The organism is Shinella zoogloeoides, from assembly GCF_022682305.1.
Classification (GTDB): domain Bacteria; phylum Pseudomonadota; class Alphaproteobacteria; order Rhizobiales; family Rhizobiaceae; genus Shinella; species Shinella zoogloeoides_B.
In genome coordinates, this window is the sequence record NZ_CP093528.1 from 3,191,761 (window position 1) to 3,207,812 (window position 16,052).

Sequence of the window (16,052 nt, forward strand, 5' to 3'; positions counted from 1 at the left end):
CTAGCCGTCAGGCGCCGAGGAAGTCCGCCATCTCGACATTGTAGAAGGTCTTGGTGCGCGGGCCGGCGAGGATCGGATCGATGCGGCGCACACATTCCTGATAGTGCGCGGTCTTGCGGTGGTCGTCGAGCGCTTCCGGCGATTTGAAGACTTCGTAGATGACGAAGCTGTGCTCGTCTTCCGGGTTGCGCAGCACGTCGAAGCGCAGGTTGCCCGGCTCCTGGCGCGTGCCCTCATAGTTGATGCGGAATGCCTCCAGGAACTCGGCGGCATGGCCCGGCTTGACGTTGATGCTGACCATCTGGATGAGCATGTCTTGATCCCTGCTGTGTTAAATCTCGGATGAAAAGGTTAGAGGCCTGGCGCTTTCCACATCGCCGTGGTGACGCCCTCGTCGACGAGCTGGCGCTGCAGCGCATAGGCGCGTGCCCAGCGCTCGCCGGCCTCGTCGTAGACGGCCTTGTGATCGACGTTCGGTTCGAAGCGCCTGTCCCAGCGTACCCAGCCCTCGGCCGCCTCGACGAAATCGCGGCGAAGGCCGATGCCGATGGCGGCGGCGGCCGCGCAGCCGAGCGCCGTCGCTTCCTTGACGACGGGCGTAACGACCGGAAGGCCCGTCGCGTCGGACAGGATCTGCGACCAGTGGGCCGATTTCGACGCGCCGGCAGCGAAGACGATCTTGTCCGGTGTCTTGCCGGAGAGCTTGAAGATGGCCGAAAGGTTGCGGGCCGCGACGATGGCGGCGTTTTCCTGCAAGGCGCGGAAGATCGCGGCCTTGCCGGATTTCTCCGGGTCGATGGACAGGTTCAGGAGCGACGGGGCCGCGTGATACCAGTTGCCGTAATGCATGACATCGGAAAAGACCGGGATGATGCCGTAGGCGCCGACGGGCACGCCCGCCGCCTTCTCCTCCAGCAGCCGGTAGGCATCGCCGCCCGGTCCCGCGGCAAGCACCTCCTCCGCGCCAAAACTGTCGCGAAACCAGCGCATGACGATGCCGACGAAGAAGCTGATCGCCTCGGCTTGGTTGAGACCGGTCACGACATGCGGGTTGATGCGCAGGTCCATCGACGGGTCGGAGACGGAGGGGCCGACATTGACCACCTGCTGCCAGAAGGTGCCGCCGAGCACCGCGCAGTCGCCCTCGTTGACGACGCCGATGGCCGCAGCCCCGCTCTGGCAGTCGCCGCCGCCCATGACGACGGGCGTGCCGGCGGCAAGGCCGGTCTCGTCCGCCGCCTTTTCCGTGACGCGGCCGATGACCGTGCCCGGCTCGACGCTTTCGGGGAAGATGTCGTCGCGCATGCCGGCCTTCGCCATGGCCTCCGGCAGCCAGTCGCGCTTGGTCAGACTATAGAGGCCGGTCGTGCCGGCATTGGAGGGGTCGCTGGCAATGACACCGGAAAGGCGCGCCAGCACCCAGTCGGAGAGCATGCTGATCTTGTCGATGCGGGCATAGACGTCCGGCAGGTTGCGCTTCAGCCAGAGAAGGCGCGGCAGGGCGCCGAGCGCAAAGGTTTGACCGCTCTCGGCATAGAGGTCGCGTTCGAGGCCGGGGAACTCGCGTTTGAGGTCGCGCACCTCGCTGACGGCGCGGCTGTCGACATTGGCGCAGGCCCAGATCTCTCTCCCGGCACGGTCGTAGGCGACGATGGCCTCGCGCATGCTGGTGGCGCTGACTGCGCGGATGTCAGCAGCCGAAATGCCGGCCTCGGCCATCGCCTGCCGGATCGCCCGCGAGAGCAGCGACCAATTGCCTTCCACGTCGAAATCCATGGAGCCGGGAAAGCGCGGATCGGCCTTGTGCCACCATTCGTGCTGGGCGCTGGCGATCTGGTTGCCGTTCTCGTCGAAGATGACGGCGCGGCCGCTGCCGGTGCCGGCGTCGACGGCCAGCAGATAGGAAGTCGTCATGGGTTCAGTCCTTGATCTCGATGAGGCCGGCGGCCGTCGTCTCGTCGGTGATGAGGATGCCGACGAATTTTCCGCGCAGCGCCGCATGGATGGCCTGCACCTTCTGGATGCCGCCCGCCGCCGCCACGACCTTTTCCGCGCGCGACAGCGCCGCGAGCTTCACGCCGATCACCCGGTCGTGCAGCGGCAGGTCGAGCGGTTCGCCACGCTCGTTGTAGAACTGGCAGAGGATATCGCCGACCGCGCCCTTGCGGCGCAGCGGCTCCACCTCGTCGGGGCTGACATAGCCGGAGCGCACGACAGTGGAGGCGGCGGAAAGCTCGCCGATGCCGACGAGCTGGTAGGTAGCGTTGAGCGCCATGTCCAGGAGATTGGCGACGGCCGGCTCCGAGGAGAGGTTGCGCGCCACGTCCGGGTCGCGCACGACGAGCGGCGCGGGCACCAGATGCACGCCGCTGCCCCAATTGGCCGTGCGCATGCCGTCGACATAGGTGCCCACGCCACCGGTAAGGCTGACGAGGCCGATATTGCGCTCGTTGGCGAGATGGCCGAGCCGCTGGATGGTGTTGGATACGGTAGCGCCCCAGCCGACCGCCAGAAGGTCGTCCGTCTGCAGCCGCTGCATGAGGAACTGCGCGGCCGCCTGCCCCAGCCGGTCGCTCGGGTCCTGATCGGGAAGCTGCGGCACAACATAGGCCTCGAGCAGCCCGTAGCGCTCCTTGATCTGCCGCTCCAAGGCAAGGCACCCCTGGTAGCGCGAATTGATGCGCACCTGGATGATGCCCGAGCGCCGGCCGCTTTCGAGCAGTCGCGAGACCTTGATGCGCGACATGTTGAGCTTTTCGCCGATCTCGTTCTGCGTCAGCCCGTCGTTGTAGTAATACCAGGCGATACGGGTGAGAATCTCCTCATCCGTATCGGCGTAGCTCCATTCCCCGTTGTCCGTCGCCATGCAAGCGGCCCTTTCGGTCGATTTCTGATCATTTGAATAACAAAAAAACTTTTGATACGTCAACGTATCCGAGCGGCGAAAAATTCTTTGCGGCCGCAATTCCTTGACTTCCGCAGATAAATCATATTTTGCAGCGCAATATCGGCCTTGTGCGGCCGCATCGTGTGATTTGAGCATATTGACGGCCTCGCATCACTATGATCACATGATTGGCACGAATTACATATGAACAGGTGCAGAATGACGGGTAGCCCGGCGGCCGGGAGGGTCGCGAAGCTGACGGACATCTGGAAGTCCTACGGCGCCGTTCCGGTGCTGAAGGGCGTTTCGCTCGCCTTGCAGGCCGGGGAAGTGCACGCGCTTCTCGGCGGCAACGGCGCCGGCAAGTCGAGCCTCATGAAGATCATGTCCGGCGTCATCCCGGCCAATTCCGGCGCCATCGAGATCAATGGCCGGCCGCTCACCCACGCCTCCCCCGCCCATGCCCAAGAACTCGGCCTCTATCTGGTTCCGCAGGAAGCCCATATCCTGCCCAACCAGAGCGTCCTCGAGAACATCTGCCTCGGCCTTGCCGCCTCGCCCAAGGCCCTGCGCCCGCGCGTCGAGCAGCTCGTCGCCGAGCTCTCCGTCTCGCTCGACCTCGACGCCCAGGCCGCTGCCCTCGAAATCGCCGAGCGGCAGATCGTCGAGATCCTGCGCGGCCTCGTGCGCGATGCACGCGTGCTGATCCTCGACGAACCGACCTCGGCGCTTACCCCCTTCGAGACGAGCGCGCTCTTCCAGCGCGTGCGCAAATTGCAGGCGCAGGGCGTCGGCATCTTCTTCATCTCGCACAAGCTGCGCGAGATCCGCGAGATCTGCGGCACGATCAGCGTGCTGCGCGATGGCGTGATCGTGCTCTCCGGCCCGCTCGACAGCTACAGCGACGCCGAGATCATCGACGCGATGAGCCGCGTGCAGATCACGGAGACCTCGGGCAAGGATCGCTCCGGCCGCAAGGTCTCGCAGATCGGCCAGCCGCGCCTCAGCGTACGCGGCCTCAGCGGCGAGGGCTTCCGCAATATCAGCCTCGACGTCAGGGCCGGCGAGATCCTCGGCCTTGCCGGCGTCGTCGGCGCGGGGCGCACGGAATTCGCCGAAACGCTCTTCGGCCTGCGCCCCCAGACGGCGGGCAGCGTCGTCTTCGACGGCGCGGAACTGAAGAAGCGCTCGCCGCGCATCTGCATCGATCGCGGCCTCGTCTACCTGCCGGAAGACCGCCAGCAGCATGGCCTCTTCCTCGAAGCCCCGCTCTTCTGGAACGTCTCTTCCTATCTCGTGCACCGCCTGCCCTTCTTCCTGCGCCCCGGCGCGGAACGGAAGGCGTTCGACGACTTCCGCTCCAGCATGGGCATCAAGTGCACCGGTCCCGGCCAGGAGGCGCGCGGCCTTTCGGGCGGCAACCAGCAGAAGGTGCTGCTGGCCAAGTGCCTGTCCGCCCGGCCGAAGGTGCTGATCCTCGACGAGCCGACGCGCGGCGTCGACGTCGCGGCCCGCAACGACATCTATGACCTCATCCGCAAGCTCGCCGCCGAGGGCGTCGCCATCGTCCTCATCTCCTCGGACTTCGACGAGATCGAACAGCTCGCCGACCGCGTCGAGGTCATGGCCTTCGGCCAGTCCGGCGGGGAACTGACGGACGACATCTCGGTGGACGCCATCGCGCGCCTTGCCTTCGGCGCCTCGGAGGCCCGCCATGCTTGACCTTTTCGCGCGCAACCGCGTCGCAACGCTCATTGCCGTTCTCGTCGTCGCCTATGCCGCCATCGGCGCGGCAGCGCCGGGCTATCTCTCCGGCGCGACGGCCTCGGTCGTCCTCTCCAACAGCCTCGTGCTGATGCTGATCTCGCTCGGCACGATGATCGTCATCCTGACGCGCAATATCGACGTTTCCAGCGGCTCGGTGCTCGGCCTCAGCGCCGCCGTGCTCGGCCTCTCGCTCAATGCCGGCCTCGGCCTGCCGCTCGCCATCGTCTTCTGCCTCATGACGGGGGCCGCAGCCGGCGCCTTCAACGGGCTGATGGTCGCCTATCTCGGCATTCCCTCCATCGTCGCCACGCTCGGCACGCTCGGCCTCTATCGCGGCATCATGCTCGTTCTGACCGGTGGGCGCTGGATCGAGGACCTGCCGCAGAACCTCAAGGCGCTGGCCGGCAATCTCGGCCCCGGCTTCTCCGCGCTCACCGTCGTCGTGCTCGTTCTCGTCGTGCTTGCATGGCTCGTGCTGCGCAAAACGCGCTTCGGCCGCTATTTCTACGCCGTCGGCGACAACCGCGCCGCCGCGCACCATCTCGGCGTACCGGTGAAGCGCGTGCAGTTCACCGCCTTCGTCGCGACCGGCATCTGTGCCGCGCTCGCCGGTCTCGTCTTCGCCGCGCAGATCGGCTTCATTCCCAACCAGGCCGGCAACGGCATCGAGCTGAAGGCCATCGCCGTCAACGTGCTCGGCGGGGTCAGCCTGCTCGGCGGCACCGGCTCGGTCGCGGGCGTCTTTTCCGCGGTCATCTTCATCACCTCCATCGACAGCGCGCTCGTCTTCCTGAAAATCCCCGCCTACTGGAACGACTTCATCGCCGGCGCGATCCTGCTCTCGGTGCTGCTGCTCGACGGGCGCATCCGCCAGATCATCGACCGCCGCATCCGCGCCCGCCGCTATGCCGTGCACGAGCGCGGCCCCGCCCAATCCGCTGAAACGACAACGGCGCGCACCGTGGAGGCCGGCCGATGAAGAAGCTCATCTTCCGCTGGGAAACGGCGCTCCTTGCCATGCTCGTCGCCGAACTTGCCATCTTCGGCATCGTCAATCCGCGCTTCCTCAATGTCGCGAACCTGATCTACGGCACCTCGGATTTCGTGCAGATCGGCATCGTTGCCCTGCCGCTGACCCTCGTCATCATCGCCGGCGGCATCGACGTCTCCTTCGCCTCGGTGATCGGCCTTGCCGCCATCGTCTTCGGCGTCGCCACCTTCTACGGCGTACCGCTGCCGCTCTCGATCGCGCTGGCGCTCGTTTCCGGCGCGCTCTGCGGCCTTCTTAACGCCACCGTCATTCACCTGTCGAAGATCCAGCCGCTCGTCGTCACGCTCGGCAGCCTCTATCTCTTCCAGGGTACGGCGACAGTCGCCTCCGGCCTCGTCGGCGCAGGCGGCTACGAGGGCATCGGCAACTTCCCGGAAGCCTTCAACGCCTTCGGCTATGCGGAAGTCCTCGGTCTTCCGGCCCCGTTCGCGCTGTTCCTCGCGCTCGCCTTCGTGCTGGTCGTGCTCCTGCACTTCACCCGCTTCGGCCGCGCCGTGTTCCTTTCGGGCCAGTCGGAAAGCGCGGCGCGCTTCGCCGGCATCCCGGTCGCCCGCGTGCAGACTGTCACCTATGTCATCACGGGCGCCGCGGCCGCCATCGCCGGCCTCGTCATGTCGGCCTATTTCGGCTCGGCCCGTGTCGACCTCGGCTCGGCGACGCTGCTGCCCGCCGTCACGGCGGCAGTGCTCGGCGGCGCCTCCATCTATGGCGGCCAGGGATCCATCCTCGGCACCCTGATCGCCACCTTCGTCATCGGCTACCTGCAACAGGGTTTGCAGGCGGCCGGCGTACCCAGCCAGATTTCCAGCGCACTTTCGGGAGGGTTGCTGGTTATCGCGGTCGCATTGCGCCACGGAAGCGCAATGCTGGCCGATTTCATCGCCGTCGCCCGGCAAAGAAGACAGAACCGGGTGGCAGTCACTTCAGGAGGAGAATGAGAATGATCAAGAACATCATGAAATCCGGCGCCGTCGCCGCGGCGCTTCTCGCCGGCACCATGCTCGCCTCGGGCACGGCCCATGCCGAAAATCAGATCGCCTTCATCCCCAAGCTGGTGGGCGTCGGCTTCTTCACGTCCGGCGGTGCCGGCGCGACGAAGGCCGGCGAAGAGCTCGGCGCGAAGGTAACCTATGACGGCCCGACGGAGCCCAGCGTCTCCGCCCAGGTGCAGTTCATCAACAACTTCGTCAACCAGGGCTACAACGCCCTCATCGTCTCCTCCGTCTCGCCGGACGGTCTGTGCCCGGCGCTCAAGCGCGCCATGGAGCGCGGCGTGCTCGTCATGACCTGGGATAGCGATGTCAACCCCGATTGCCGCAGCTACTACATCAACCAGGGCACGCCCGAGCAGCTCGGCGGCCTGCTGGTCGACATGGCGGCGGAAGGCGTGACGAAGGAAAAGGCCAAGGTCGCCTTCTTCTATTCCAGCCCCACCGTGACCGACCAGAACGCCTGGGCGGAAGCGGCCAAGGCGAAGATCGCCAAGGAGCATCCGGGCTGGGAGATCGTCACCACCCAGTACGGCTACAACGATGCGCAGAAGTCGTTGCAGACGGCTGAAAGCATCCTCCAGACCTATCCGGACCTCGACGCGATCATCGCGCCCGACGCCAACGCCCTGCCGGCCGCAGCGCAGGCAGCGGAAAACCTGAAGCGCGCCGAGGGCGTCACCATCGTCGGCTTCTCCACGCCGAACGTCATGCGCCCCTATATCGAACGCGGCACGATCCAGCGCTTCGGCCTGTGGGACGTCACGCAGCAGGGCAAGATCTCGGTCTACGTCGCCGATCACGTCCTGAAGAACGGCCCGATGAAGGTCGGCGACAAGCTGGAAATCCCCGGCGTCGGCACCGTCGAGGTCTCGGCCAACAAGGTACAGGGCTACGACTACGAAGCCGATGGCAACGGCATCATCCTGCTGCCGGAGCGCACCGTCTTCACCAAGGACAACATCGCCAACTTCGACTTCTGATAACGCACGAACGGCGGGCGGCTCCGGCTGCCCGCCGCTTTCACTTCAAGAACAGGACAATCCGCATGAAAAGCCGCTGGAACGACGAGGACGCAGCCCGTTACGTGGAGGCCGCGCGCGCGGCCGGACAGAGCGAAGCCCTCGGCCTTCGCATCTATACCTCCCGCATCATCGGCGGCGACCCGGACCTCGTCCTGCACGGCGGCGGCAACACCTCCGTCAAGGTGACGGCGGACGGCGAAGCGCTCATGCACATCAAGGGTAGCGGCTGGGACCTCGACACGATCGAGGCGCCGGGCCTGCCGGCCGTGCGCCTTGCCCCGCTGCTCGAGGCCCGCGACGGGCCGAAACTTTCCGACCCGGACATGGTCGCCCTGCTGCGCGCCAGCCTCATCGAGGCGGATGCGCCGAATCCGTCGGTCGAAGCGCTGCTACACGCCTTCCTGCCCTTCGCCTTCGTCGACCATACCCACGCAACCGCTATCCTGGCGCTCGCCGACCAGCCCGACATGCGCGACACGATCAAGCGCATCTACGGCGACCGCCTTGCCTATGTGCCCTATGTTATGCCCGGCTTCGACCTTTCCATCGTCGCCGACCGCATCTACCGCGACCATCCCGGCTGCGAGGGCCTCTGGCTGGAGAACCACGGCCTCTTCACCTTCGCCAACGACGCCCGCGCCTCCTATGAGCTGATGATCGAGTTCGTCACCATGGCGGAAGACGAGCTTGCGCGCGCCGGCGTCGCACTCACCGGCCCGCAGCAAAGCGACGGTGTGGAGGACGTGGCGCTCCGTGCTCGGCTGGAAACGGCCCTTGCCCGCGACGGCTCCCCCTTCGCCAAAGGCGTCTTCCTCGACTACCGCTCCACCGCCGCAATCCGCGAGCATGCCGCCAAAAGCAATGTCGAGGCCATCAGCCTGCGCGGCACGGTGACGCCGGACCACGTCATCCGCATCAAACCCTGGCCGATGGTTGTCGGCCCGGAGGCGGACGGCGACGCCATTGCCGCGGCCCTCGCCGCCTATGCCGACCGCTACAAGGCCTACTTCACGCGAAATGCCGCGCGCACCAACGAGCCGAAGCGCATGCTGGACGTCTATCCGCGCGTCGTTCTGGTCCTCGGCAAGGGCGTCTACGCCATTGGGGCGACCGCGAAGGCGGCGAAGATCGGCGGCGACCTCTGCGAACAGGCGACACGGGCCATCAACGCCGCCGAAGCCTACGGCCGCTTCACGCCCATCGGCGAGGCCGATCTCTTCGACATGGAATACTGGTCGCTGGAACAGGCCAAACTGGCCGTCGGCGCTTCGTAGCCCACGACCGTCCCAGAGCAGGCGGGGTACCCTGCCCCACCTTCAAGCCTTGCGCTGTGTTCCGCCCGCTCGACTTAATCACCTTCGAGGAAGGCGAGCGGCGCGGAGAACTAGGGGCCAGTCCGGCCCCCCGGTCAGGCCCGTGCGAGCCTGACGCGATGCCGCGGCGCGATCTCGACCAACTCTGACGCGGCCGGCACCGTGAAGACATCCGGCGCCGTGCTGCCGTCGGAGACGAAGCGGTGGCCGGCAAGCGGGGGCATGTCGGCAGAACGATCCTCCGCCGCCGACGGGTTCAGCGCGGCATCGGGATCGGGAATGGCAGCGATCAGGCGGCGGGTATAGGGGTGGGTCGGCGCTTCGAAGATCTCCCGCCAGCCGCCCTCCTCCACGACCTGACCGAAGTACATCACCAGCACCCGGTCACTCATATGCTCGACCACGCTGAGGTCGTGGCTGATCATGAGATAGGAAAGGCCGAGCTTTTCCTGAAGGTCGAGCAGCAGGTTGATGATCTGCGCGCGGATCGACACGTCGAGCGCGGAGACCGGCTCATCCAGCACGACGATCTCCGGCTCGAGGATGAGCGCCCGGGCGATGCCGACGCGCTGGCGCTGGCCGCCGGAGAATTCGTGCGGGTAGCGGCTCGCCTGCTCGGGCGTCAGGCCGACATTCTTCAGCATCGCCTCGATGCGGCCCTCGATCTCCGAGGACGCGGTGATGCCGTGCAGGCGCAGCGGCGCGGCAAGCGAGGTGCGCACGGACTGGCGCGGATTGAGCGAGGCATAGGGATCCTGGAAGACCATCTGCACCGCCTTGGCGCGCTGCATGCGGCCCGGCCCGCCGGGGCCTGAAAGGGGCTGGCCACGATAGCGGATCGTGCCTTCCATCGGCTCCTGAAGGCCGAGGATGGAAAGCGCGGTCGTGGACTTGCCGCAACCGGATTCGCCGACGATGGACAGGCATTCGCCCTTCTCGAGCGTGAAGCTGACGCCGTTGACGGCATGCAGCATGCGCTTGCCCGCGCCGAAGAAGCCGCCGCCGGAAATCGGAAAGCGCACATGCAGGTCGTCCACCTGCAACAGAGGGGCGGTCATGGCTGGCTCCCTTCCGCGCCGCGCGGCGCAATGAAGCGGGTCTCGGTCAGTTTCGAACGGTCGGCTATGATGCTGTCGATATCGACCAGCCGCTGTCGGCCGTGCTGGCTGCGGCTGCCGAGGCGCGGCAGGGCGCCGAGCAGGCCGCGGGTATATTCGTGGCGGGGGTTCGCAAACAGCGCCTGCGTCTCGTTCTCTTCCACGAGGCACCCGCCATACATGACGCCGACGCGCTGGCAGGTGCCGGCGATGACGCCGAGATCGTGGCTGATGAAGAGCACGGCCGTACCGCGCTCGGCGCAAAGCTCCTTGATGAGGCGCAGCACCTCGGCCTGCACCGTCACGTCGAGCGCGGTGGTCGGCTCGTCGGCGATCAGGAGGTCGGGGTTGCAGGCGAGCGCCATGGCGATCATCACGCGCTGGCGAAGACCGCCCGACATCTGGTGCGGATAGTTCTTCGCCCGCCGGTCGGGATTGGGCACCCGCACGCTGGCGAGCGCATCGACCGCCAGCTTCTGCGCCTCGTCCCAGCTTTTCCCCTGGTGCAGCACGAACATTTCGGCGATCTGCCGGCCGACGGTTGAAAGCGGGTTCAGCGCCGTCATCGGCTCCTGGAAGATCATGGCGATGCGGTTGCCGCGCAGGCGCCGCATCTCGCGCTTGGGCAAGGCGAACAGGTTCTGCCCCTTGAACAGAATCTCCCCGCCGGAGACGGCGAGCGGCTTCTTCAAAAGCCCCATGACGGCAAGCGACGTCAGCGACTTGCCGGAGCCGCTTTCGCCAACCAGCCCGTAGGCTTCCCCCGGCATGATCTGGAAGGAGACGCCCTTGAGCAGCGGGCGGGGCGCCGCGCCGCCGGCAGCGACGCCGAGACGCAGATCCCTGATATCGAGCAGCGGGGCGGTCATGGCTTGCGTGTCCTCATATGCGGGTCGAGGCTGTCGCGCAGGCCATCGCCCAGAAGGTTGAAGCCCAGCACGGACAGGAAGATGGCGAGGCCGGGGAAGAGCGCCACCCAGGGCGCGAGCTGGATGAGCTGGCGCGCATCCGTCAGCATCGAACCCCAGCTTGGGAACGGCGGCTGGATGCCAAGGCCGAGGAAGGAGAGAGCGGCTTCCGACAGCACGGCCGATCCCATGCCGAGCGTCGCCATGACGAGGATCGGCCCCATCATGTTGGGCAGGATCTGCGTGAACATGATGCGCAGGTCCCCGTAGCCGAGTGTCTGCGCCGCCTGCACGTAGCCCTGCGATTTCAGGGACAGCGTGGAGGAGCGGGCAATGCGGCAGGTCCAGCTCCAGTTGGTGAAGCCGAGCGCGATGAGAAGCGAAGGCAGGCCCGGGCCGAGCACCGCCATCACCGCGAGCGCGAAGATCAGCGAGGGAATGGCGAGCATGACGTTGGTGAGGCCGTTGACGAGGTCGTCCCACCAGCCGCCCCAATAGCCGGCTGTCATGCCGAGCGTGACGCCGATGATCGAATTGATCACCTGCGAGACGATGCCGACCGTCAGCGAGATTTGCGCGCCGTAGAGGATGCGGGAGTAGATATCCCGCCCCTGCCCGTCCGTGCCGAGCCAGAAGGTGGCGTCCGGCGGCAGTTCGGAATTCATCAGGTCCGCGTCGAGCACGGGGTCGAAGGGCGCGATCCAGGGAGCGAGGATGCCGGCGAGGATGACCAGCATCGTCAGCCCCGCGCCAAGCCAGAAATTGAAACCGAGGCGCATCGCGTCACTCCTGCTTGATGCGCGGGTCGATCGCGGCATAGATCAGATCGACGGCGGTGTTGATGACGAGGAACCAGAGCACGATGACGAGGATCGTGCCCTGTACCACGGGAATATCGCGCATCGCCGCACTGTCGACGAGCAGCGAACCGATGCCCGGCCAGGCGAAGAGCTTCTCGATGACGACGGCCTGGCCGATCAGCGAGCCGAATTGCAGGCCGACCGTGGTGACGATCAGCACCAGCGCGTTGCGCGCCACGTGCCAGCGCACGACCTTCGCCTCGCTCATACCCTTGGAGTGGGCGGTACGGATGAAATCGGCGTTCAGGACGTCAAGTACGCCCGCGCGCGTCGTGCGCGCCAGAAGCGCGAGCGGCGTCACGCCGAGGGTCACGGCGGGCAGGATGAGGTTCTGGAACGAGCCGTCGCCATAACCGAAGCTCGGCAGCCAGTTCAGTTGCAGGGCGAAGAGATACATCAGCAGGAGGCCGAGCCAGAACTGCGGCATGGAGAGGCCGGAAACGGCGCCGATCATCGTCACCGTATCGAGCCGCGAACCGGGCCGCAGTGCGGCGAGGAAGCCGAGTGGCACGCCGATGAGGAGGGCGAAGGCCATGGCGGCGACCGCCAGTTGCAGCGAGGCCCACATGCGGTCGTTGATGAGGTCGAGCACCGGCTGGCGGGTGCGGAAGGACGTGCCGAGATCGAAATGCGCAAGATCCACGACATAGCTCACGAAGCGTCCCATCAGCGGCTTGTCGAGGCCGAATTCCTCATTGAGGCGGGCGATCAACTGCGGGTCGGCGGCGCGCTTGCCGTCGGCGAAGAGGCTCGCCGCGAAAGTGCCGGGCACCACGGAGAAGATGACGAAGATGAGCAGCGCCACCACGATGACCGTGGGTATGATCTGCAGGATACGGCGCAGGGTAAATCGAAGCATGAGCGGTTCCGTTCCGGTCGCCCTTCGGGCATGGCAATCGATGCGGAGGCGGCGCCGTGACGCCGCCTCCGCACCTTTCAGGGCTTACTTGCGCGAGTCCGGCGCACTCTCGTCGAGCCAGATCTCGTCATAGGGCTGGACCGCGAGTTCCGTCGCGTTCGGCACGAGGCCGTGCACCCAAGGCTGATAGGCCATGACCGCCTTGTTGTAGTTGAAGAACCAGACCGGCGCGTCGTCCTGCACGAGGTTGTTGGCCTGGCGCAGCAGTTCGATCTGCTTGGCCGGATCACGCTCCTGCCGGGCCGCTTCGTAGAGCTTGTCGAAGTCCGGGCTTGCATATTTCGTATAGTTGCAGGCCGCCTGCGTCGTCTTGGAATGGAAGCAACGCATGGTGTTCAGCGGATCGGGGCCGGTCAGGTTCGACAGGATGTAAGCCTGGAAGTTGTCGGTCGTCACCGCCTCGATGAGCGCGGAGCTTTCCACCGGCTTCGGCTTGATGGTGATGCCCACCTTCTTCAGCATCGGCAGGATGGCCTCGACGATCGGCACGCCCCAGCTCTCGTTGGAGGTCGCGGTCACCTCGAACTCGAAGCCGTCGGGATAGCCGGCCTCGGCCAGCAGGGCCTTTGCCTTTTCCGGGTCATAGGCATAGGCGGCCTTGTTCTTGTCGAAGGCCGTCGAGGAGATCGGCAGCCAGCCCACCGCCGGATAGGCCTTGTTCTTGACGAGGCGCTCGATGATCAGCGGCGTGTTGATGGCGTGATTGATCGCCTGGCGCACGCGCTTGTCCTTGAAAGGCTCGAAATTCGGGTTGAGGCCGATATGGCGGGTGAAGACCTCGGCGACCTCGAGGAGGTGGTCCTTCAGCCCTTCTTCGGCCTGGTACGCCTGGTACTGTGCCGGCCCGAGAATGGAGACGTCGATTTCCTTGTTGCGGAAGGCGACGTCGCGGGCGGCGTCCTCGCCCATCAGCACGATGTTGATGCGGTCGAGATAGGGCTTGCCCTCCTCGTAATACTTGTCGAACTTCTCGACGACGACCTGCGAACCCGGCACATATTCCTTGAAGGCGAAGGCGCCGAGACCGATCGGGGTCTTGCCGAAGACGGATTCGTCCTCGACATTCGACGGATAGATGACCGTCGTGTTCTGCATCAGCGGGAAGCCGGGATTGACCGGAGCGGCCAGGGTGATTTCGAGCGTGTTGTCGTCGATTTTCCTGAGGCCGGAGATCTCGTCGGCCTTGCCGGCGATATAGTCGTCCGCACCCTTGATCGTCGCGATGACGCTTGCGCCCGCATAGGCGTTCTTCGGATTGGCGATGCGCTTGTAGCTGTAGATGATGTCGTCGGCCGTCAGCGGCTTGCCGTTGTGGAACACGGCGTTCTTGCGCAGATGATAGGTGTGGACGAGGCCGTCCTCGGAAACGTCCTCCGAATCCGCCAGCTCCAGCACCGGCTTGTTCTCGATGGAGTTCCAGCTATAGAGCGCGCGGTGGATGGCCTGCGTGATGAACTCTTCCTGCGTGTTCGCGCTTGCATGCACGTCGAGCGTCGCGAAGCTCGATCCGTAAGGCGCGGTGAAGACGAGCGTTCCGCCGTGGATTTCGCCCGCAGCCAGCGCCCCGGTGGCCACGCCAAGGCTGAGCATTGCGGCCAGTGTCAGTTTTTTCAGCATTCTCGTTCCCTCTCTCCTGCCGTTTCCGGCTCCGTTTAGACTGGTCTTTCCGGAACCGTCGTCACTGACGGCGCCTGTTCCAGTCCCTGTTCACCTGCAGTGAATTTGAGCGCTCCGGCGGACGTACCGCCGTCGCATGCATGGAACCCCTCCTCCGGGGTCCGGTCGTTGTCTCGAAAATCGAGCTACCCGCGCCGACGGTCACCGGCTCGAAACGGGATCGGTCGGCATCATGCCAAGGCAGTGCCGCTCCAGCACCTGGCCGGCGGCGAACACGCGCTCCTCCTGGTAGAGCGACCCCATGAGCTGGACGCCCATCGGCACGCCGTCGACCAATCCGGTGGGAGCCGCCAGCGTCGGCAGGCCGAGCAGCGGCACCACATGCAGCGGCGACAGCTCCAGCACCTCTTCGGGCGTCATCGTCACCGGGTTGTCATAGAGGCCGAGCGGCTGCGGCTTGCGCCAGGTCGTCGGCGTCAGCACGATGGGATAGGTCTGCATGAAGGCGAGCCACTCGCGCAGGATGGTCGTGCGACGGGCGAGCCCGGTGCGGAACTCCTCGAAATCGACGGTCGGCGTCGCGGCCAGCAGCGCCCGCGCCTCGTTGACTTCCTCCGGCGGCGCGCTGGCCTCGATCATCGGCAGGCTGTGGATGCGCAGCTCGTGGATAAGCAGCTTGTCGCGCAGCACAGAGGCCTCGGCGTAGTGCGGCGGCGCGCATTCCTCGACCTCGTAGCCGGCGTCGGCCAGCCAGCCCGCGGCCTGCCGGACAGCGGCCACGACTTCCGGATCGCTCTTCACGCCGGGAAGCTCCGCCAGGACGGCGACCCGGCACGGCTCGAACGCCGCCTTCTCCGGGATCGGCGCGAAGGACGACCAGGGATCGCGCGGATCGTGACCGGACATGGCGTTCAGCGCGATGCGCAGGTCATCGACGGAGCGGGCGAAAGGACCATTGCAGACGGCAAGCTGCGACATGATCGCCGACTCGCTGGGCGCGGTGCTGCTGTAGTGGGGAACGCGGCCGAAAGTCGGACGCATGCCGAAGACGCCGCAGCAGTAGGCGGGGTAGCGAATGGAGCCGCCGCTGTCGTTGCCGTGCGCCAGCGGCACCATGCCGGTGGCGACGGATACGGCCGCGCCGCCGCTGGACCCACCGGGACCGACGTCGCGATCCCACGGATTGTAAGTGCGGCCGTAGAGCTTGTTGTTGGTATAGAGGCCGAAGGACATGGCCGGCACATTGGTGCGGCCGAGGATGACCGCGCCCGCCTCGCGCCATTTCCGCACGAGCGGCGCGTCGGCCGCCGGAATACGCTCCAGGAACTGCGCCACGCCATTGGTGGTCGGCCGCCCCGCATAGTCGATATTGATCTTGATGGTGGCGGGAACGCCATGCAGCGGCCCGACGCCCTCACCGAGGGCAAGCGCCTTGTCGGCGGCCTCGGCGCCGCGCCGCGCCTCGTCATAAAGCGGATCGACGATCGCGTTCACCGACGGATTGACGGCTTCGATGCGCCCGATGCAGCTTTCGACGCATTCCACGGACGAGACCTGCCGCGCCTGAATAGCCGCCGCCATCTGCGTGGCCGTCCACGTCCAGAGTTCCCCACTCATAG

General features: G+C 66.0%; 14 protein-coding genes. 5 read left to right on the forward strand and 9 right to left on the reverse strand.

Translation table 11 applies throughout. From position 1 onward, the window contains the following. Positions 1-7 precede the first annotated feature (7 nt). From MOE34_RS15910 to MOE34_RS15920, 3 genes are read right to left on the reverse strand one after another with little or no spacing between them, the layout of a single operon-like run. On the reverse strand, positions 8-313 hold the full coding sequence (locus tag MOE34_RS15910) for an antibiotic biosynthesis monooxygenase (protein ID WP_242218433.1): 306 nt from the start codon (positions 311-313) through the stop codon (positions 8-10). A 38-nt stretch (positions 314-351) separates the two neighbouring features. Next, positions 352-1,914: an autoinducer-2 kinase gene (gene lsrK / locus MOE34_RS15915; RefSeq protein WP_242218436.1), complete on the reverse strand. Its 1,563-nt coding sequence runs from the start codon at positions 1,912-1,914 to the stop codon at positions 352-354. Between the two features lie 4 nt (positions 1,915-1,918). Beyond that, positions 1,919-2,866: a sugar-binding transcriptional regulator gene (locus tag MOE34_RS15920; RefSeq protein WP_160785049.1), complete on the reverse strand. Its 948-nt coding sequence runs from the start codon at positions 2,864-2,866 to the stop codon at positions 1,919-1,921. Between the two features lie 240 nt (positions 2,867-3,106). On the opposite strand from MOE34_RS15920, the gene lsrA reads away from it, so the two are divergent. From lsrA to MOE34_RS15945, 5 genes are all read left to right on the forward strand, one after another. Next, complete coding sequence (lsrA, locus tag MOE34_RS15925; RefSeq protein ID WP_242218438.1) at positions 3,107-4,609, forward strand: autoinducer 2 ABC transporter ATP-binding protein LsrA; 1,503 nt, start codon at positions 3,107-3,109, stop codon at positions 4,607-4,609. After that, the gene (locus tag MOE34_RS15930) at positions 4,602-5,633 is read left to right on the forward strand and encodes an ABC transporter permease subunit (protein WP_242218440.1); all 1,032 of its coding nucleotides are present in this window, start codon (positions 4,602-4,604) and stop codon (positions 5,631-5,633) included. The genes lsrA and MOE34_RS15930 overlap by 8 nt, the downstream gene beginning before the upstream one ends. Continuing rightward, a complete protein-coding gene (locus MOE34_RS15935; protein ID WP_242218442.1) occupies positions 5,630-6,643 on the forward strand; it encodes an ABC transporter permease subunit in 1,014 nt (337 codons plus the stop codon). The genes MOE34_RS15930 and MOE34_RS15935 overlap by 4 nt, the downstream gene beginning before the upstream one ends. 2 nt (positions 6,644-6,645) lie before the next feature. Next, positions 6,646-7,677, forward strand: coding sequence for an autoinducer 2 ABC transporter substrate-binding protein LsrB (gene lsrB / locus MOE34_RS15940; protein WP_242218444.1), 1,032 nt, complete (start codon positions 6,646-6,648; stop codon positions 7,675-7,677). A 65-nt stretch (positions 7,678-7,742) separates the two neighbouring features. Then, positions 7,743-8,993: a class II aldolase gene (locus MOE34_RS15945; RefSeq protein ID WP_242218446.1), complete on the forward strand. Its 1,251-nt coding sequence runs from the start codon at positions 7,743-7,745 to the stop codon at positions 8,991-8,993. 134 nt (positions 8,994-9,127) lie between these two features. Here the strand turns inward: MOE34_RS15945 and MOE34_RS15950 are convergent, their stop codons facing one another. The 6 genes from MOE34_RS15950 to MOE34_RS15975 form a co-directional block, all read right to left on the reverse strand. Continuing rightward, positions 9,128-10,090: an ABC transporter ATP-binding protein gene (locus MOE34_RS15950; protein WP_242218448.1), complete on the reverse strand. Its 963-nt coding sequence runs from the start codon at positions 10,088-10,090 to the stop codon at positions 9,128-9,130. After that, complete coding sequence (locus tag MOE34_RS15955; protein WP_242218450.1) at positions 10,087-10,998, reverse strand: ABC transporter ATP-binding protein; 912 nt, start codon at positions 10,996-10,998, stop codon at positions 10,087-10,089. Before MOE34_RS15955 ends, MOE34_RS15950 begins: the two co-directional genes overlap by 4 nt. Then, positions 10,995-11,816, reverse strand: coding sequence for an ABC transporter permease (locus MOE34_RS15960; RefSeq protein WP_242218452.1), 822 nt, complete (start codon positions 11,814-11,816; stop codon positions 10,995-10,997). Before MOE34_RS15960 ends, MOE34_RS15955 begins: the two co-directional genes overlap by 4 nt. Positions 11,817-11,820: 4 nt before the next feature. After that, on the reverse strand, positions 11,821-12,756 hold the full coding sequence (locus MOE34_RS15965) for an ABC transporter permease (protein ID WP_242218454.1): 936 nt from the start codon (positions 12,754-12,756) through the stop codon (positions 11,821-11,823). A gap of 84 nt (positions 12,757-12,840) precedes the next feature. Next, a complete protein-coding gene (locus MOE34_RS15970) occupies positions 12,841-14,433 on the reverse strand; it encodes an ABC transporter substrate-binding protein (RefSeq protein WP_242218457.1) in 1,593 nt (530 codons plus the stop codon). Positions 14,434-14,634: 201 nt separating this feature from the next. Further along, on the reverse strand, positions 14,635-16,050 hold the full coding sequence (locus MOE34_RS15975; protein ID WP_242218459.1) for an amidase: 1,416 nt from the start codon (positions 16,048-16,050) through the stop codon (positions 14,635-14,637). Positions 16,051-16,052: the final 2 nt, after the last annotated feature.